Origin of the sequence: Cronobacter universalis NCTC 9529 (assembly GCF_001277175.1) — a bacterium.
Lineage (GTDB): Bacteria > Pseudomonadota > Gammaproteobacteria > Enterobacterales > Enterobacteriaceae > Cronobacter > Cronobacter universalis.
In genome coordinates this window covers 2,708,037-2,726,065 of record NZ_CP012257.1, presented here as the reverse complement: position 1 = coordinate 2,726,065, position 18,029 = coordinate 2,708,037, and the positions used below count along the sequence as shown (strand labels likewise).

The following is an 18,029-nucleotide window of genomic DNA, read 5'->3' as shown; positions in this document are numbered from 1 at the left end:
GGTATGGTATTACGGGATTTTGAGCTGAACTACCTTGAGAAGTGGCTGCCGGAAGCGTCAGTGAAATATAAAGACGGCAGCCCGGCAGTTAATCTTGGTCTGATTATCACGGTATTTTTTAAGGACGGGCATACGCCGGAAGTGCGCCGCAGGATGGTGGAGTGTGTCGATCGCTTTTATACGGAATTTAAGCCATATCTGAAAAAGCATCTCACCCAAAACTGGGTTGGAATTACGGAGAAAAATTACGCCAGAAAGCGGCAGGAGATTATCGATTCAACACCTGAAGAGATCTTTTCCTGGTATATGGGCAGCGCAGAGAAAGACTTTTTAGCACCCGATTACGACATTCTTATTATGGGCAAACGTATCTTCCATAAAGATACTGATCGCTCCGTTATTAAACTGACATTTCCGCTCTCGCTGCTGAAAGAGCCTGACGGTAAAGCGCGATATGAAGGCTGGCTGCTGTGGCTGTGTAACACCTTTGCCGTGGAAAGCGGCTATGCGGGGCTGTCCTTTGTTCTTCCTTACGCATTCGAACGGATGTTCCCGTATGAGTACGCCCTGGCGCAGCGTTTTTCTGGTGTGATGGTGGATTCTATTGGTACGCTTGAAGGCAGAGTTGCAGTGAATAGTTTAAAAGGCGCCTGCTGGTACACCATTCTTGGTACCCCGTGGCTGGAAAAGCTGGGCGGTGCAGAACAGTTAACGCATCGCCTGATCAAAACGCCGGAAATTACGCTGCTGCCCTACAGCAACGGTGTGATCCTTAAGGCCGGAGAGCTTCCTCCACCGTTGGGTGATATGAAAACGGAAGGGTTGCCGTCATTACTGGTTAAGGTTAATCAGCTTATTAAGCCAGTGCGGTTTAATGAATCGCGCTCCCTTCATTTCTATTCCGAGTATGAAGGGCTTCAGTTCGACAAAGACTCTACCATGGCCTGGTACCGGCGCTTTGACGAAGCCAGCGCCCTGCTGGATAAAGCCGAAGCAGAGACATCCCGCGAGCCCGTGTGTATTCAGTGCTGGACTGACGATATAGCTCCTTATGCAGGGCAATGGGCGGCGATTGTTAACGGCAGGACGGAGTATATCCAGACGCGAGAAGGACAGAAGATGCCGCTTTATAAGGATAAATACGGTAAGCCACACCGGGCCTGCTGGACATTGCTGAAGCGGGACGACAAAGGGAGTGTTTATGCTTTACCTGAAGATGACTGATTAGTGGATAGCGCCCTTGGCCAAATACAGAGGACGTTTTTTGCCGCCACGGCACCCGGGGCGCAGCGGCGCTGGGTGCCGGTTAAAAGGAGCAGGTATGGTATTACGGGATTTTGAGCTGAACTACCCTGAGAAGTGGCTGCCGGAAGCGTCAGTGAAATATAAAGACGGCAGCCCGGCAGTTAATGTTGGTCTGATTATTACGGTATTTTTTAAGGACGGGCATACGCCGGACGTGCGCCGCAGGATGGTGGAGTGTGTCGATCGTTTTTATACGGAATTTTAGCCATATCTGAAAAAAACATTACCGGGTAAAAGGTGGACCGCAATTACTGAGAAAAACTACGTAAGGCAAAAACAAGCAATACTTGACTCTACACCTGAAGAAATTTTCGACTGGACATTAAGTAGCGCCAGTGAGTCTTATTTAGCGCCCGATTACAATATTCTCATTGTAGGTGAGCGAGTATTTCATAACGATAATGATCGTTCAGTCATAAAATTAACGTTTCCGCTCTCACTGCTGAAAGAGCCTGACGGTAAAGCACAATATGAAGGCTGGCTCCTGTGGCTGTGTAACACCTTTGCCGTGGAAAGCGGCTATGCCGGGTTGTCCTTTATTCTTCCTTATTCGCGTGAAAGAATGTTCCCCTATGAGTACGCCATGGCGCAGCGTTTTTCCGGCGTAATGGTGGATTCTCTCGGAACGCTTGAAGGCGGCGAAGCCGTTGAAGGGCTGAAAGGCGCCTGCTGGTACACCATTCTTGGTACCCCGTGGCTGGAAAAGCTGGGCGCTACAGAACAGCTAACGCATCGCCTGATTAAAACGCCGGAAATTACGCTGTTGCCCTACAGCAACGGTGTGATCCTTAAGGCCGGAGAGCTTCCTCCGCCGTTGGGTGACATGAAAACGGAAGGATTATCGCCACTCCTGATTAAGGTAAACCAGATTATTCGCCCGGTGCGGTATGACGGGCATAATGGCCTGCACTTTTTTTCAGGCTATGAAAACTTACAGTTTGAAAAAGCGTCGTCCATGGCCTGGTTTGCCCGCTTTGACGAAGCCAGCGCCCTGCTGGATAAAGCCGAAGCAGAGACATCCCGCGAGCCGTGAGGCGAGTAGGTAAATTTACGATACAAAAAACCCGGCGATCTTTAGCAGAAGCGCCGGGTTAATTTGTTTTATAACATCCCGGGATTGACTAACACATCACAGGATTAAAATCTGGCTCCTCTGACTGGACTCGAACCAGTGACATACGGATTAACAGTCCGCCGTTCTACCGACTGAACTACAGAGGAATTGCGATAACGGGGCGCATAGTAACGGCAGCGTTCCGGGTTGTCAAAGCCTGAATGTAAAATGCTGAACCGTTTGCTGAATAATTCCGCAAACCCCGGCGCAGCCAGCGCCACGCCGGGGTTGCGCTGATATCAGCGGAATGGCGGCTCGTTAAAGGTACGCAGTTTGCGCGAGTGCAGGCGTTCGCCTTCGGCGCGCAGCAAATCGATAGCGCGAATGCCGATCTGCAGGTGTTCGGAAATCGCGCCCTCATAGAAGCGGTTCGCCTGGCCCGGCAGCTTGATTTCGCCATGCAGCGGTTTATCGGAGACGCACAGCAGCGTGCCGTACGGTACGCGGAAGCGATAACCCTGTGCGGCGATAGTCGCGCTTTCCATATCGATAGCCACCGCGCGGCTCAGATTAAAGCGCAGCGCCGAGGCGGAGTAGCGCAGCTCCCAGTTGCGGTCGTCCGTCGTTACCACGGTGCCGGTGCGCAGCCGCTGTTTCACTTCCTCGCCCGGCATATTGCTCACAAGCTTGGTGGCGTCATAGAGCGCGCGCTGCACTTCGGCGATGCTCGGCACAGGAATATCCGGTGGCAGCACCGCGTCCAGTACGTGATCGTCACGCAGATAGGCGTGCGCCAGCACATAGTCGCCAATCGACTGGCTTTCGCGCAGGCCGCCGCAGTGGCCTATCATCAGCCAGACATCCGGGCGCAGCACCGCCAGATGGTCGCAAATGGTTTTGGCGTTCGACGGCCCCACGCCGATATTCACCAGCGTAATGCCCTGGCCATCGGCGGTAATTAAATGCCAGGCGGGCATCTGGTGTTTTTTCCAGGCGAGATCGGAAATCGCCGCCTCCGGCGCTTCGGTATCCGCCGTGATCCAGGTGCCGCCCGCGCAGGAAAGCGCCACATACGGGCTGTCCGGATCGAGGATCTGGCTGCATCCCCAGCGCACAAACTCATCGACGTAGCGCGTGTAGTTGGTAAAGAGCACGAAGGGCTGGAAATGCTCGACCGGCGTGCCGGTGTAGTGGCGCAGGCGCGCCAGCGAGAAATCGACGCGGCGGGCGTCAAAGTGCGACAGCGGGTAGAATTCGGTCGGGTGGAAAATCCCGTCGGCGGTCTCATCGCCAATCTGCGCCAGCTCGGTGGTCGGGAAATGGCGGGTCAGACCGGCGCTCATCGAGCGGTCCAGCGTCAGCGCCGAGCCGTCAATCACATACGGGTAGGGGATCTCATGCTGCGACGGGCCCACTTCAATCGTCGCGCCGTAATCTTCATACAGCAGGATCAACTGTTCGCGCAGGTAACTGCGAAACAGTCCGGGGCGCGTGATGGTCGTGGTGTAACAACCCGGATGGGTGAAACGCCCGTAAGCCCGCGTCTTCTGCGCTTTGCTTCCGTCGCCGTCCCAGCATACCCGCAACTGCGGATACACAAATAATCCCTGCGCGCGCTGCGCCTCATCCGGCAGGCGTCCTTCGTTAATATAAGCTGCAATCGCATCGCGCAGCGCGTTGACCGCGTCATCATACAACGCTTCCAGTGTGTCGAGCGCCTCATCGGGCGTCAGAGGTGTTGCCGTCGTATTCATCTGGTCTCCTGATCCCACATGGCACAGTGGGGCGATGGGCTATGTCTCATAATATGTCACAGGTTTATGAAACTTAAAGGAATGGCGCAATGGCATTAATCTGTAAATTGTTCATTTGATTACATTATGCTGAATACGCCCTTTCTGCATGCTGATTCTCCCGCATCCGATCATCCTTAAGGCATTCATTACATGAATGAATATTTTCACCGGCTATGCATCTGTTTTTACTCATTAAAGGCGCTATTGCTCCTGGTGAACAATTTTTTGTGGTCATTTTCGCGACTTGCGATGAAAGGCGACGGGGTATACTACTTCTTTATATGACATGAACATGCAGGAAAACGATGCTATCTACCCTGATTTACCGCAGCCGGTTGAGAGGTGAAATGGACCTGGCGAGCCTGCAGGCGATTGTGAAGCAGGCGCAAACGCGTAATGCGCAAATGCAGGTCAGCGGCATTCTGGTGTTTGATGGTCATCAGTTTTTACAGGTGCTGGAAGGACCGCTGCGTTCGGTTGAGACACTGTTTGAACGCATCAGCCAGGACGCGCGGCACGATTTCGTTGTTGAACTGATGCGCGACTACGCCCCGCGTCGGCATTTTGAGAATGTCGGCATGGCGCTGTTCGATCTGCGCAGCGTCAAAGCGCATGCGGTGCTTAAGGCAGTGGTGAAATCCAGCGTGGTGCCGTTCAATCTTGCCCGCGAAGGGCGGGTATATCAATTTATTCGTTCCTTTTTGCGTCGCCAGAATAGCCAGCAGATCTCCCGCCAGTTTAATCCGCAGGCCTGGCGGGTCGATGCTGCGTCGCCACCACCGCCGCCCGCCTTAGTACCTGCCGTAGCGAATATCGCCTGCCAGTTTGCCCTGCAGCCGATTGTGGAGCCGCAGACCTGCAAAATTAAAGCGTATGAGGCGCTGATCCGCTCGCCTGAAGGCGGCTCGCCCGCCGCGTTGTTTGCGTCGATGTCCAGCAAAGCGCTGTATGACCTCGATCTCCATTCCAAAGAAAACGCCTTTGCGCTGGCGAAAGCGGTGAATATCGGCAGCCAGATGATCTCGGTTAACCTGCTGCCTGGATCGCTGGTGCAGACGCCGGACGCGGTGAAGATCCTGCTGGCGCAGATCGCGCGCCAGGGACTGATGCCGCAGCAGGTGATTGTCGAGGTCACCGAGAGCGAGTTTATCTCGCGCTTTGATGAGTTTGAGCACGTCATTCGTCAGCTGCGTGCCGCAGGTATCCACCTTGCAATAGACGACTTTGGCGCCGGGTTTGCCGGGCTGTCATTACTGACTCGCTTTCAGCCAGGCCGCATCAAAATCGACCGCTGCATTGTCGCTGATATTCATCTTCATGGCCCGAAACAGGCTATCGTGCACGGCATCGTGCGGTGCTGCGCCGAGCTTGAGATAACGGTGGTGGCCGAAGGCGTGGAGAAAGTGGAGGAGTGGTGCTGGCTGGAAGCGGCGGGCATCAAATACTTCCAGGGCTATCTGTTCGCCAGGCCGCTGGTGAATTGCGCGCCGCCGGTAAGCTGGCCGGTTGCCGGTTAAGAAGACTTTTATCGTCCGCCGGCGCGGACCAGGGCGATACCCGCCAGACGCCCCGCGCCGACGCCTATTCGTCAATAAATTTGAACCATTATGTTAAACAAAGGGCATTTATTCTTTCCCGTTATCGGCACAGAGTAGGGTATCTGAACCAGACAACGCGGCGGGCATGGCGCGGTTAACGCAGCGACGCCCGCCCTGAAACGGGATGAGCATGAAAAAAATAGGCTTTTTATCATTTGGTCACTGGACGCCATCGCCGCAGTCCGCCACGCGAACCGCCGCGGATGCGCTGCTGCAATCCATCGATCTGGCCGTCGCGGCCGAAGAGCTGGGTGCGGATGGTGCGTATTTCCGCGTGCACCACTTCGCCCGTCAGCTCGCTTCGCCATTTCCGCTGCTGGCCGCCATCGGGGCCAGAACACGCAACATTGAGATAGGCACCGGCGTTATCGATATGCGCTATGAGAACCCGCTCTATATGGCGGAAAGCGCCGGCGCTGCGGATCTTATCGCCGGCGGGCGTCTGCAACTGGGTATCAGCCGCGGATCGCCGGAACAGGTGATCGATGGCTGGCGCTATTTTGGCTATGAGCCTGCCGCCGGTGAAAACGAATCCGATATGGCGCGCCGTCATACCGAGACGCTGCTGGAAGTGCTGCGCGGGGAAGGCTTCGCCAAACCCAATCCGCAGCCGATGTTCGCTAATCCGCCAGGCCTTCTGAGACTCGAACCCTGGTCTGAAGGACTGCGCGAGCGCATCTGGTGGGGCGCAGGCTCCAATGCCACCGCGGTCTGGGCGGCGAAGCTAGGTATGAACCTGCAAAGCTCGACCCTGAAGGATGATGAAACCGGCGAGCCGTTCCACATTCAGCAGGCGCAGCAGATCCGCGCCTACCGCGCCGCCTGGGCAGAGGCCGGGCATACGCGCACGCCCCGTGTGTCGGTGAGCCGCAGCATTTTTCCGCTCATGGACAGCCGGGATCGCGCCTGGTTTGGCAACAGCCGTGACGACAGCGATAAGGTCGGTTTTCTGGATGAGAAAACGCGCGCCATTTTCGGGCGCAGCTATGCGGCTGAACCGGAGAAGCTCATTGAGCAGCTCAAGCAGGACGAAGCGATTGCCGAAGCGGATACCCTGCTGCTGACGGTGCCGAATCAGCTGGGCGTGGAGTACAACGTGCATGTGATTGAGTCAGTGCTGCGGCACATCGCCCCGGCAATGGGATGGCGCGATTAACGCACCGCAGAAAAGCAAAAAGCCCGCTAAAAAGCGGGCTTTTTTAAATCTGGCTCCTCTGACTGGACTCGAACCAGTGACATACGGATTAACAGTCCGCCGTTCTACCGACTGAACTACAGAGGAATCGTGTGAACGGGGCGCATAGTACCGGGGTCGCCTGGCGTTGTAAAGCCCTGAACGCACCAGAAAATTCGTTTGCTGAGAAAACCGTCAAATTGCACGCGCCGTCTGCGTGTGCACCATTCTGGTGCGAAAGTACCTCTAATGGGGCATAAGCAAAACAGTGTTTCAACCGCCAGAAGCGATAAGTTATCGCTTTCTCTTATAATTTAAGCGCTTATATAAGCCATGCCATCTTTTTAAAAACTGGCAAGCATCTTGCAAAACCTGTTACGACATCATTGCCGGCATTGGCTCTGGCATTCCGTACAGGAGGCAAAATGAACTTAAGACGACTGAAATACTTCGTGAAAATCGTCGATATCGGTAGCCTGACGCAGGCGGCGGAAGTGCTGCATATTGCGCAGCCCGCGTTAAGCCAGCAGGTCGCGACGCTCGAAGGTGAGATGGATCAGCAGTTGTTGATCCGCACCAAACGGGGCGTCACGCCAACGGAAGCCGGGAAAATCCTTTATGCGCATGCCCGCACCATTTTGCGCCAGTGCGAACAGGCGCAGCTCGCCGTCAACAATGTCGGCCAGACGCTGCAGGGCCAGGTCTCTATCGGCCTCGCGCCTGGTACGGCCGCCTCCTCGGTGACCATGCCGCTGCTGCAGGCCGTGCGCGCCGAACTCCCTGATGTGCTGGTGTATCTGCATGAAGACAGCGGTGCGACGCTCAACGACAAACTGCTGAGCGGCCAGCTCGACATGGCGGTGCTGTATGATCGCGCGCCGGTGGCCGGGCTCACCAGCCAGCCGCTGATTAAAGAAGATCTGTTCCTCGTTGGTACGCGTGATTGCCCTGGGCAGAGCGTGGATCTGGCGAGCGTCGCGCAGATGAATCTCTTCCTGCCGCGCGACTATAGCGCCGTACGCAAGCGCGTCGATGAGGCTTTCTCGCTGCGCCGTCTGACCGCGAAAATCATCGGGGAAATCGAATCGGTATCCACGCTGAGCGCCGCGATTGCCAGCGGCATGGGCGTAACGGTGCTGCCGGAATCCGCCGCGCGATCGCTTGCGGGCTCTACCAACGGCTGGCTCGCGCGTATTACCAGCCCGTCGATGACGCTGCCGCTCTCGCTCAATGTCTCCTCCCGCGCGCCGTTAACGCCGCAGGCGCAGGCCGTGAAAGATATTCTGCTCTCGCTGGTCGCGCGTCCGGCGCTGGAAAACCGCGAGCTGATGCTGGTAGGCTGACAGATATTCCCCAAAGGAATAACAGACAGCTTTTTATTATTTGTGATGCCCGCCGGGGGACTTTAACAATAGCGTCATGTTGAATCGCTCCCGGGGGCGCCGTGAATTTCCAGCAACTAAAAATTATTCGTGAGGCTGCGAGGCGGGATTTTAATCTCACCGAAGTGGCCAATATGCTTTATACCTCGCAGTCCGGCGTCAGCCGCCATATTCGCGAACTCGAAGAAGAACTCGGGATTGAGATTTTCATTCGCCGCGGCAAACGGCTGCTGGGCATGACGGAGCCTGGCAAAGCGCTGCTGGTGATTGCCGAGCGCATTCTTAACGAGGCCAGTAATGTCCGCCGATTAGCCGATCTTTTTACCAACGACGCCAGCGGCGTGCTGACTATCGCCACGACGCACACCCAGGCCCGCTACAGCCTGCCGTCGGTGATCAAAACCTTTCGTTCACTCTTCCCCGAGGTGCGCCTTGAGCTGATTCAGGGCACGCCGCAGGAGATAGAATCGCTGTTGCAAAGCGGCACGGCGGATATTGGTATCGCCAGCGAACGCTTAAGCGCCGATCCGGCGCTGGTCGCTTATCCGTGGTTTCGCTGGCATCACAGCCTGCTGGTGCCGAAGGATCACCCGCTCACGCAGGCCAGCCCGCTGACGCTTGAAGAGATCAGCCGCTGGCCGCTCATTACTTACCGGCAGGGCATTACGGGCCGTTCGCGTATTGACGAAGCCTTCAGCCGCAAAGGGCTGACGCCGGATATCGTCCTGAGCGCGCAGGACTCCGACGTTATCAAAACGTATGTCGAGCTGGGGCTCGGCATCGGGCTGGTGGCGGAGCAGGCGAGCGAACCCCATGAAGAGAGTCTGCTCACGAGGCTCGACACAAAGCATCTGTTCGACGCGAACACCGTCTGGCTGGGCCTGAAACGCGGGCAGCTTCAGCGCAACTATGTCTGGCGCTTTATCGAGCTGTGCAATGCCGGGTTGTCGGTTGAGGAGATCAAACAGCAGGCGCTGGAGCCTGCCGGTGAAGTGGTGATCGATTATCAGATTTAGCGACTGGCGCCCCGCCAGCGCGGGGCTGGCGGGGGTAAATGTTTAATGCTGCTGCGGCGTTTTAATAAAGAGCGCGGTCAGCGCCGACAGCAGACAGCCCGCCATCAGGTAAATCGCCACCGTATGCCATGCGCCGCCGGAGAAGGTCAGCAGGGCGGCGGCGATAAACGGCGTAAAGCCGCCGCCCACTACGCTCGCCACCTGATACCCCACGCCCGCGCCGCTGTAGCGGTAACCCGCGCCGAACATCTCAGTAAACATCGGCTGCTGCACGCAGACCACCATATCGTGCGCGATGTTCGCGAGCATCAGCGAGAAAATCACCACCCCGACAATCGAACGGGCTTCCAGCGCCATAAAGAAGGGAAAGGCGCTCAGCGCGCCGAGCAGCGCGCCGGTGATATAAATGCGGCGCCGTCCGTAACGATCGGCCATCCAGGCGAACAGCGGAATGGTCAGGCAGCTCACGCCCCCCACCAGCAGGCCAATATTAAGAAACAGCTCGCGCGGCAGGCCCAGATTCTGCGTGGAGTAGCTAAGCGCAAACGCGGTGACGATATACATCGTCAGCAGTTCGCACAGGCGCAGGGCGATGATTTTCAGAAACGCGCCGGGGTGGCGTATCAGCGCCTCAAAGACCGGCGGCCGCTTTTTCGCCTGCGCGGGCTTTGCTGCCTGCGCGCGCTCGAATTCCGCGGACTCTGCCATGCCGTTGCGCACCCACAGCGCGCCCAGCACCAGCACAATGCTGAACAAAAACGGCAGACGCCAGCCCCAGCTCAGGAACTGCTCGTCGGTGGTCAGGTAGCTGATGATCGACACCAGCCCGGTGGCGAGCAGCAGGCCTACGCCATACCCCACCTGAACGCCGCTACTGTAAAACGCTTTTTTCCCGGCGGGCGCACTCTCTACCGCAAGCAGCGCCGCGCCGCCCCATTCGCCGCCCACGGCGAACCCCTGAATGGCGCGCAGCGTCACCAGCAATACCGGCGCCCACCAGCCAATGGTGGCGAACGACGGCAAAATACCGATGCAGGCGGTGGCGATGCCCATCATCCAGACGGTCATCATCAGCATCCGCTTGCGGCCCAGGCGATCGCCAAAGTGCCCGAAGACAATCCCGCCGAGCGGGCGGAATAAAAAACCGACGCCGAAGGTGGCGAAGGCGGCAAGCGTGCCCATGGCCGGTGAGATCTGCGGGAAAAACTCGGTGTTAAACACCAGCGCCGCGGTAATGCCATAGAGTAAGAAATCAAACCAGTCTACGACCGCGCCGGCAAAGCTGCCCCAGGCAGCGCGGCGCGCGCGGTTGCAGGCAGGGAGCGCCTCATCAGGGCGGGGAGTTGTGATTGTGGAATCCATCGTTGTCCTGTCCATTCGTCAACATTCTGTATTGTTATTGTTATCAAAGCAGATTGAAGGTTACTCACATCGTACGCAGCCAAAAAAAGCCGTTACTGAGACTACAGCGCCAGCCGCCGGGTGAAAACCGTTTTGCGCCGTGACGAACGTTAAAGGACCATTTAACTCAGGGAGGCGGTATGAACAGAGGATTATGCGGTGAGAATGGCGATAAGACGCTCAGGCAGAAAAGCAAAAAGCCCGCTAAAAAGCGGGCTTTTTTAAATGTGGCTCCTCTGACTGGACTCGAACCAGTGACATACGGATTAACAGTCCGCCGTTCTACCGACTGAACTACAGAGGAATCGTGTGAACGGGGCGCATGATAATCATGCCCCGTATCGGTGTCAACGCAAAAAATTACGCTATGTATTCAATCGCTTAATTCTGCGCCAGTTTTCGCTTTTAATGTACCCGACCGCCGTCGGAAAGGGCGGATGTCTCACGCTGGCGCAGGCGCAGCAGAGGATCCTGACCGTAAAAGTGACAAAAGCGCTGCCACAGCAACGGGAAGCGCGGCGCGAAAAGCTCCGGCGCGCTGAAAAAATATTCGGAGAGCACAGCGAAGCACTCCGCCGGATCGGTGGCGGCGTAGGCGTCAATGCTGGCGGCGCTTTCGCCCACCAGATCTATCTCATCCTGAATATTTTCCATCGCCGCGTGCAGGTCGTGCTCCCAGCCTGCCACTTCGCGCAGCGCGATAAGCGGGATGCCGCTTGCGCGATCGCCGTTACGCATATCGAGCTTATGGGCCACTTCATGAATGATGAGATTAAAGCCGGAGGCGTCGAACGAATCCTGAATATCGAGCCAGTTGAGGATAATCGGCCCCTGCTGCCAGCTCTGGCCGGACTGCACCACGCGCTGGTTATGCACCAGCCCGATATCGTCTTCCCATTCGTCATCCACCACGAACGGCGCGGGGTAAATCAGCACTTCATGAAAGCCGTCGAGCCACTCGAAACCGAGCTCCAGCACCGGCAGGCAGAAGAGCAGGGCGATACGGGCGCTTTTTAGTTCATCCAGCTCAAAGCCCTGTAACGGGACCAGCCGTTTTTGCTGTAAAAAACGCTCGCCCAGGCGCACCAGCTTTTGCTGCTGTTCGTCGCTCAGGCCCGCCAGTAACGGAATAGCGAGCGCCGCTTCCCAGGGAAGGGGCGTCAGCTCGGCGGTTTCATTTGCTTTCCAGGGCCACTTAATCATCTTATTGCTCGCAAACTCGTCACTTGAACAAAATCGAAGAGGCAGGGACTGTTAAAATGCCAAAGATCCTGGCATCATGGCAACCTCAAGTACGGAGAGATGCCGGAGCGGCTGAACGGACCGGTCTCGAAAACCGGAGTAGGGGCAACTCTACCGGGGGTTCAAATCCCCCTCTCTCCGCCACTATTCAAGCACTTACCGCCTCGTTTTTCAGTGATAAAAATCCCGTTGAGAAAAGATTGAGATTAATCGCGCCATGCATTGTGCCCATGTTCGCGTCTCGCCTGCGTCCTTTTTACCTTTCTTTGCATAATGCCGTGTGCCCTGGCGTGCTTACTGAGTATTTGCCGTTCAACGGGACGGGCTGTCCATAAGGTCGACCTGATAAGGCTATTCTGTTATTTTTGGCTTTTCAGGACAGGGAAGGTAATTAAGATGGCACTTATCAAAAAAGTACTGGCGCTGATGACAAGTCTCCTGGCATGTCATGCGCTGGCCGCCGAAAAATATATTCCCTCATTATATAATTTCTCCGTGATGTACGATTTTAACCCGGTTCGAGGACACGTTAAAACGCTGACAACCACTGTGCGCAGTGAAACGGAAAATTTCAACGTTACGCTAACGCTGTCCCCGCAGGGTTGTATTGAGCAATTCGAGCGCAGCGGCGACAGGGCTTATGGCAATATCGTGTTGAAACGACAGGGAAATAATCTGACAGGAACGTTTGATAACAGCCCGGTGAGCTATGTCTTCGATAACCAGTGCAATCTGGTCAGCATGACGGACAAATACGGCGTTAAAACGTTTAAGCTTAATAACGCGGGCCTGATTGAACAGACAATGGCTAACGGAGAAAAACTCTCTGCCTACCGCTATATTGCCGACGACAGCTTTGCCGGAAGTCAGTATTACCTGAATGGTAAGGTCGCCACCTATTCAGACGTGACGTATTCCGATCTCAACAATAAGCCGCTCGATTTTAAAATGAAAACGGTATTTGGTGAGGTATATACCGTTTATGGCGAAAGTACCTGTCTCTATGGCGATCGGAAAATCCCGCAGGAATGCACCGCCACCACGAAAAAATTTCGCGATGGTAATATTCTGGAAGAGAATCATTATTCCAGTAAAACAGCAGTAAGCTGGTATTAATTCACGCTTGCGTTCATCCGCCGCCGGGCGGTTTTTTTGCGTAAAAATGCGCGCCCGTTAAACAACAGCCTGCTTAACGGTTCCTGCCCTCGTCTTCAGAAAAATGCTGTCAGCGGCGCGATCGGGTCTATTCTTATCTGATGCATGCTGATGTTAACTCGCGGAATTCTCAGGATTGTCGTCGGGGAGCCGTCAAAGCGGGCTAAAAACGGGCCTGACAGGATTTCCGATAAACTTCAGTAAAAGTAATGCAACGCGGGCAGGATACGCAGGAGGTGGCCGTCGTGCCTGAGAAAAAACAGTTTATCCGTATGCTGGCGCTGGATACGCCGCTGGGCCGCAGCCTGGCCTTCTTTCTGTTTATTCTGCTGGCGGGGAGCATCGCGGCCAATGCGGTAACGCAGTATCTCTCCTGGGAGCGCACCGTTGAAGAGGCGGAGAGCAAGGCGATTAACCTCTCGCTCTCCCAGGTGCGCCAGGCGGACGATACTTTTCTGCAGACGGAGCTGACCCTACAGGAGATCCGTCGCAATCTCGCCTATGGCTATCTTCCCGATCAGGAGCTTAACGCGTCGCTTGCCGAGCTGGAACAGCGCCTGCCGCAGCTTGACGGGCTGTTTATTTACGATGCGCGCGGCGCGCGGCGCAACAGTTCGTTCGCGCAGGTGTCCGATGAGGAAAACATCGCGGAGAGCGATGACTTTCTCTACCACAAAGATCATGGCTGGATGGGCATACATATCGGGCATGTCGTGCGCAGTAAAATCAGCGGCCAGCTGGTGATCCCGGTTTCGCTACGCCTCAATGACATCACTGGCGGCTTCGCGGGCGTCGTGATGGCCACGGTGAAAATGGACTATTTTCGCCAGTTTTACAGCTACTTTGAACTGACGAATAACGACATCCTGGCGCTGCTGCTGGTCGATGGCAAACCGCTGTATATTCGCCCGTTTGACGAAAGCGTGCTGAACAAAGATCTCTCCGCCAGCCCGCTCTTTACGCAGGTATTGTTGCGCTCGCGCCAGGGGAGCGCCACCTGGCTGTCGGCGCTCGATCAGGTCGTCAGGATTTACGGTTTCGCGCGCTCGACGCGTTACCCGATTGTCGTGGTGGCGGGGTATGACAAAGACAATCTGCGCGCGACCTGGCTTAAAAACAGTATTCCGGACTTGTTAATCAACGGCGCGCTGCTGACCGCCATTATCCTGATGGGCATCGTGCTGTTCAGGCAGGTAAGGGTCAATATCCGCGACCGCAATGAGCTGGCGACGCTGCGTGATGAACTGGTCAAAATCAACCAGACGCTGCATTCGATGGCGATGATTGATGGCCTGACGGGGCTTGCCAACCGGCGTCGTTTTGACGCCTTCCTTGAGCAGGCGCTGGCGGACTCGGCCGTGACCGGACAGCCTGTTTCGCTCATTCTTATCGATGTCGACTTTTTCAAACGCTACAACGACAACCGCGGGCATGTGGCCGGTGACGCCTGTCTGCGCCGCATCGGCGGCGTGCTGCAACAGGCCTCTTTTAACCACGGCGATCTGGTGGCGCGCTACGGGGGCGAAGAGTTCGCGATTATTCTCTCTGAGACTCCCTCCGATGACGCGCTTCATGTGGCGGAAAAGGTGGTGCGAATGGTCAGGGAGCAGGCGCTGCCGCACCCGGATACCGAACTCCCTGAAGGCGTGGTGACCATCAGCGCCGGCTGTTACAGCATGACGTCAGACGGTAGGATGGCATGTCTGACCGAGCTTATCAAAGGGGCGGACGAGGCGCTGTATCAGGCCAAGAGCACCGGCCGTAACCGCGCGGTGCGACTGCCGTAATCCGTCTGTTAGCCCGTCGCCTGCTGCATAAAGCGGATGAACGCTTCACAGGCGGATGACAGGCTTTTATGCGGGGCGTAGAGGAGCGAAAAAGGGCGCGTGCGTCCGCGCGTCTGGCGGAGGATCTCCGTCAGCAGGCCGTTTTCCATAAACGGGCGTGCGATAAAATCGTAGGTCTGACAGATACCCGCGCCGCTGACGGCCAGCGAGATAACGCCCAGAATGTCGTCCGAGACCTGAATCTGCCCCTTCGGCGTCCACTCCACCGGTTTTCCCTCCTCGCACAGACTCCACCGGGCGATGCGCCCGCTGCTCGGCATGATAAACGGCAGGCAGCGATGATTTTCAAGCGCGGCTAACGCGTGCGGCTCGCCGTGCTGACGCAGGTAGGATGGCGCGGCGACCAGGCACAGCGGCGCCTCTTCAAGCTTACGCGCCACCAGGCGGCTGTCCGGGAGCGTGCCCAGACGGATCGCCAGATCGTACCCTTCGGCTGTCAGATCCACGTTACGGTTGGTGATATTGAGCTCAACGGTAATGCCCGGATGCTGGCGAAGAACCAGGGCCGCGTCATTTTTATCTCAAGCGAAGTGGGCGCGTTCACGCCGCCGGATATGGTGCACTACGGGATGAGTAAATCGGCGCAGCTTGCCGTCTCGCGCGGGATGGCGGAGTTAACCAAAGGCACCGGCGTGACGGTGAACAGCGTGCTGCCCTCAGCCACCCGCTCGGAAGGCATTATGGAATATCTGCGGCAGACCGCGCCGCGGCCGGGAATGACCGACGCGCAGATTGAGGCGAATTTCTTCGCAACGTATCGTCCGAGCTCGCTGATGGCGCGCATGATTGAAGCGGATGAGATAGCCGCGATGGTGGCGTTGTTGGCAAGCCCGCTGGGCGCGGCGTCCAACGGCGCGGCGGTACGCGTGGAAGGCGGCACCTACCGCTCGATTCTGTAATCAGGCGCCTGAAAAGGCGCAGGCCGGGCGTTGCGCCGCAGGGCCCGCAGAGACTAAAAAACCCGCACCGGCGGGTTTTTTAGCGTCGCTTATTCGTTGACCAGCCACATATCGGCTTCGTCGAACATCTCTTCCAGCATCCGGTTCAGCTTTTCGCGATCGTTTTTAGTGGCGTCGGAATTCAGACCGTTTGCCTGCATCGGCTTAACACGCACGTCAGCATCCGGGAAGATGCGGTGTACGCGGCGGGTCAGCTCGGCCAGGATAATCTCACGCGCGCCGGGCAAGCCTGCGACATTGCGTTTGTCATAAACCAGTTCAACAAACATGGAAAACTCCACAGTATGGATATATATACAGTCCTGGCACACTATAGCGCCCGTCCGCCATCCGGTAAAGGGGAGAGTGACGGCGCGCGCGAAGAAGTGTGAAAAATAAAAAGGCCCGCGCGCGGCGGGCCTGAAAAGGGAGGCGCGTTACGCGTCAGAACTGATACACCATGCCGATACCGACGATGTCATCGGTCGCGATGCCGTTGTCTTTGTAGAAGTCGTCGTCTTCATCCAGCAGGTTGATTTTATAATCAACATAGGTCAGGAAATTTTTGTTGAGATACCAGCTGGCGCCGACATCCGCGTATTTAACCAGATCGTTGTCCTGGTACTTCCCGGCATACCAGAGATCTTTGCCGCGGGACTGCAGGTACGCCAGCGACGGGCGCAGACCGAAATCGAACTGATACTGCGCCACGATTTCAATGTTCTGCGTTTTGTTGGCGATACCGTCGCCATCGCCATACGGCGTCATGTTGCGGGTTTCAGCATAGGTGGCGGCGAGATAGATATCGTTAGCGTCATATTTCAGACCGGTCGCCCAGGCGTCGGCGCGATCGCCGCCTGCGACGATAGCGTCGCCACGGCCCGCATTAACCTGTTTGGTCGTACGGTCAGCGGTGGAGTACGCGGCGGATGCGCTAAAGCCCATGCCGAAATCGTAGGTGGTGGACAGACCGAAGCCGTCGCCGTTCTGGGTCTGGATGCCGTGGCCGCCCGCGGTGCCTTCGTTGCCGTTGCCGTCGTCTTCGTTATTGCCCTGGTATTGCAGCGCGAAGTTAAGCCCGTCCACCATGCCGAAGAAATCGGTGTTGCGGTACGTCGCCATGCCGTTGCCGCGACCCACCATATAGTTGTCGCTGTAGGTGTAGGAGTCGCCGCCGAACACCGGCAGCATATCGGTCCAGGCTTCGACGTCATAAATCACGCCGTAGTTACGCCCATAATCGAAAGAGCCGTAATCGCCATATTTCAGGCCGGCGAAAGCGAGTTTGTTATAAGAGGTGTTGCTGTCCTCCGGGCTGTTGGCCATGATTTTGTAGTTCCACATGCCATAGCCGGTCAGTTCCGTGCTGATCTGGGTTTCGCCTTTAAAGCCAAACTCCATATAGGTGCCGTCGCCGTCGTCGCCCGGGTTATCGGAAAACGTATGGCGCGCGTCAACTTTACCAAACAGATCAAGTTTATTGCCGTCTTTATTATAAATTTCCGCTGCGTGAGTAGCGCCTGCAAATAACATTGCCGGTACAACAAGAGCCAGTACTTTTCTTTTCATTATTAATTTCCTTATCGTCATAAATAGAATCAATGAATGGTGTCAATGAATGACGTGGCGGAGTGTTGTCCGCGGCAGGCATATTAGCAGATTGAAAAATCGCAACATAAATTATTTTCTTATTTGCGGCGGTCTTTTATTTTAATTATTTACATACTCTATTTTATATTTTTAATTATTATGAATATCTATGATTCAAGCCGGGAGGAAAAAAGATGAATGGCAACATAATTGCCCCGGAAAATAGTGCATCGCCCGCAGGGGCGGCGTTTGCGCACGACAAACTGCCGCCGTGAAACACTCTCTTAATTCGTCTGTCGCCAACTTATAATTCCCCTGTGAATTATTATCAGGGTAACCAATTTTCGGAAAATATAGCGGTATTTAATCCGTTAAAAAATGCCGGAAAAAGTCTGTTTTCGACGTTGAGATGAGGGATTCTCCACTGGTGGAGCGCATTTAATAGCAGGAATAATGGCCCATATTTCACTGCGAAATATTTGTTAAATGAATATATAAACGACGCCGCAGGCGGCAAACCTCTCTGAAAGG

13 protein-coding genes, 4 tRNA genes and 2 pseudogenes are annotated in these 18,029 nt (G+C 55.8%); 10 read left to right on the top strand and 9 right to left on the bottom strand.

Translation table 11 applies throughout. From position 1 onward, the window contains the following. Positions 1 to 3: 3 nt before the first annotated feature. Positions 4 to 1,224, top strand: a complete 1,221-nt coding sequence (locus tag AFK65_RS12650; RefSeq protein ID WP_038856811.1) for a DUF3396 domain-containing protein — start codon at positions 4 to 6, stop codon at positions 1,222 to 1,224. Positions 1,225 to 1,321: 97 nt separating this feature from the next. Next, a pseudogene (locus AFK65_RS22375) lies at positions 1,322 to 2,335 on the top strand (DUF3396 domain-containing protein); the annotation flags it as partial. Positions 2,336 to 2,450: 115 nt separating this feature from the next. Here the strand turns inward: AFK65_RS22375 and AFK65_RS12640 are convergent. Next, a tRNA-Asn gene (locus AFK65_RS12640) sits at positions 2,451 to 2,526 on the bottom strand. Positions 2,527 to 2,658: 132 nt separating this feature from the next. Continuing rightward, positions 2,659 to 4,113 carry an AMP nucleosidase gene (locus AFK65_RS12635; protein ID WP_007699343.1) on the bottom strand — a complete coding sequence of 485 codons (1,455 nt, stop codon included), beginning with the start codon at positions 4,111 to 4,113 and terminating at the stop codon, positions 2,659 to 2,661. Between the two features lie 347 nt (positions 4,114 to 4,460). Between AFK65_RS12635 and AFK65_RS12630 the strand changes: the two genes are divergently transcribed. Together AFK65_RS12630 and AFK65_RS12625 are read left to right on the top strand one after the other, a co-directional pair. Further along, positions 4,461 to 5,672: a diguanylate phosphodiesterase gene (locus tag AFK65_RS12630; RefSeq protein ID WP_007699340.1), complete on the top strand. Its 1,212-nt coding sequence runs from the start codon at positions 4,461 to 4,463 to the stop codon at positions 5,670 to 5,672. 211 nt (positions 5,673 to 5,883) lie between these two features. Beyond that, positions 5,884 to 6,909: an LLM class flavin-dependent oxidoreductase gene (locus AFK65_RS12625; protein WP_007776389.1), complete on the top strand. Its 1,026-nt coding sequence runs from the start codon at positions 5,884 to 5,886 to the stop codon at positions 6,907 to 6,909. Positions 6,910 to 6,959: 50 nt separating this feature from the next. Here AFK65_RS12625 and AFK65_RS12620 read toward each other — a convergent pair. Next, positions 6,960 to 7,035 (bottom strand) — tRNA-Asn (locus AFK65_RS12620). Between the two features lie 317 nt (positions 7,036 to 7,352). On the opposite strand from AFK65_RS12620, the gene nac reads away from it, so the two are divergent. After that, complete coding sequence (nac, locus tag AFK65_RS12615; protein ID WP_007699335.1) at positions 7,353 to 8,270, top strand: nitrogen assimilation transcriptional regulator NAC; 918 nt, start codon at positions 7,353 to 7,355, stop codon at positions 8,268 to 8,270. 101 nt (positions 8,271 to 8,371) lie between these two features. Beyond that, on the top strand, positions 8,372 to 9,325 hold the full coding sequence (gene cbl / locus AFK65_RS12610; RefSeq protein WP_007699331.1) for an HTH-type transcriptional regulator Cbl: 954 nt from the start codon (positions 8,372 to 8,374) through the stop codon (positions 9,323 to 9,325). Positions 9,326 to 9,367: 42 nt separating this feature from the next. Here cbl and shiA read toward each other — a convergent pair whose 3' ends face one another. The 3 genes from shiA to mtfA form a co-directional block, all read right to left on the bottom strand. After that, complete coding sequence (shiA, locus tag AFK65_RS12605) at positions 9,368 to 10,687, bottom strand: shikimate transporter (RefSeq protein WP_038856813.1); 1,320 nt, start codon at positions 10,685 to 10,687, stop codon at positions 9,368 to 9,370. A gap of 267 nt (positions 10,688 to 10,954) precedes the next feature. Further along, positions 10,955 to 11,030: transfer RNA gene (locus tag AFK65_RS12600), tRNA-Asn, on the bottom strand. Between the two features lie 101 nt (positions 11,031 to 11,131). After that, the gene (mtfA, locus tag AFK65_RS12595; RefSeq protein ID WP_007699322.1) at positions 11,132 to 11,929 is read right to left on the bottom strand and encodes a DgsA anti-repressor MtfA; all 798 of its coding nucleotides are present in this window, start codon (positions 11,927 to 11,929) and stop codon (positions 11,132 to 11,134) included. A gap of 93 nt (positions 11,930 to 12,022) precedes the next feature. On the opposite strand from mtfA, the gene AFK65_RS12590 reads away from it, so the two are divergent. The 3 genes from AFK65_RS12590 to AFK65_RS12580 all read left to right on the top strand — a co-directional run bounded on the left by AFK65_RS12590 (position 12,023) and on the right by AFK65_RS12580 (position 14,910). Next, a tRNA-Ser gene (locus AFK65_RS12590) sits at positions 12,023 to 12,112 on the top strand. Between the two features lie 252 nt (positions 12,113 to 12,364). Beyond that, positions 12,365 to 13,084: a YnfC family lipoprotein gene (locus tag AFK65_RS12585; RefSeq protein WP_007699319.1), complete on the top strand. Its 720-nt coding sequence runs from the start codon at positions 12,365 to 12,367 to the stop codon at positions 13,082 to 13,084. Between the two features lie 248 nt (positions 13,085 to 13,332). Further along, positions 13,333 to 14,910, top strand: coding sequence for a sensor domain-containing diguanylate cyclase (locus tag AFK65_RS12580; RefSeq protein ID WP_226993425.1), 1,578 nt, complete (start codon positions 13,333 to 13,335; stop codon positions 14,908 to 14,910). A gap of 8 nt (positions 14,911 to 14,918) precedes the next feature. On the opposite strand, the gene AFK65_RS12575 is transcribed toward AFK65_RS12580, so the two are convergent. Beyond that, a complete protein-coding gene (locus tag AFK65_RS12575; protein ID WP_007699312.1) occupies positions 14,919 to 15,416 on the bottom strand; it encodes a substrate binding domain-containing protein in 498 nt (165 codons plus the stop codon). A gap of 36 nt (positions 15,417 to 15,452) precedes the next feature. Here AFK65_RS12575 and AFK65_RS12570 point away from each other — a divergent pair. After that, a pseudogene (locus tag AFK65_RS12570) lies at positions 15,453 to 15,869 on the top strand (SDR family NAD(P)-dependent oxidoreductase); the annotation flags it as partial. A gap of 89 nt (positions 15,870 to 15,958) precedes the next feature. Here the strand turns inward: AFK65_RS12570 and AFK65_RS12565 are convergent. Together AFK65_RS12565 and ompC are read right to left on the bottom strand one after the other, a co-directional pair. Then, the gene (locus AFK65_RS12565) at positions 15,959 to 16,198 is read right to left on the bottom strand and encodes a DinI family protein (protein WP_007699307.1); all 240 of its coding nucleotides are present in this window, start codon (positions 16,196 to 16,198) and stop codon (positions 15,959 to 15,961) included. A gap of 154 nt (positions 16,199 to 16,352) precedes the next feature. Next, entirely contained in the window at positions 16,353 to 17,477 is a 1,125-nt protein-coding gene (gene ompC, locus AFK65_RS12560) for a porin OmpC (protein ID WP_038856815.1), read from the bottom strand. Positions 17,478 to 18,029: the final 552 nt, after the last annotated feature.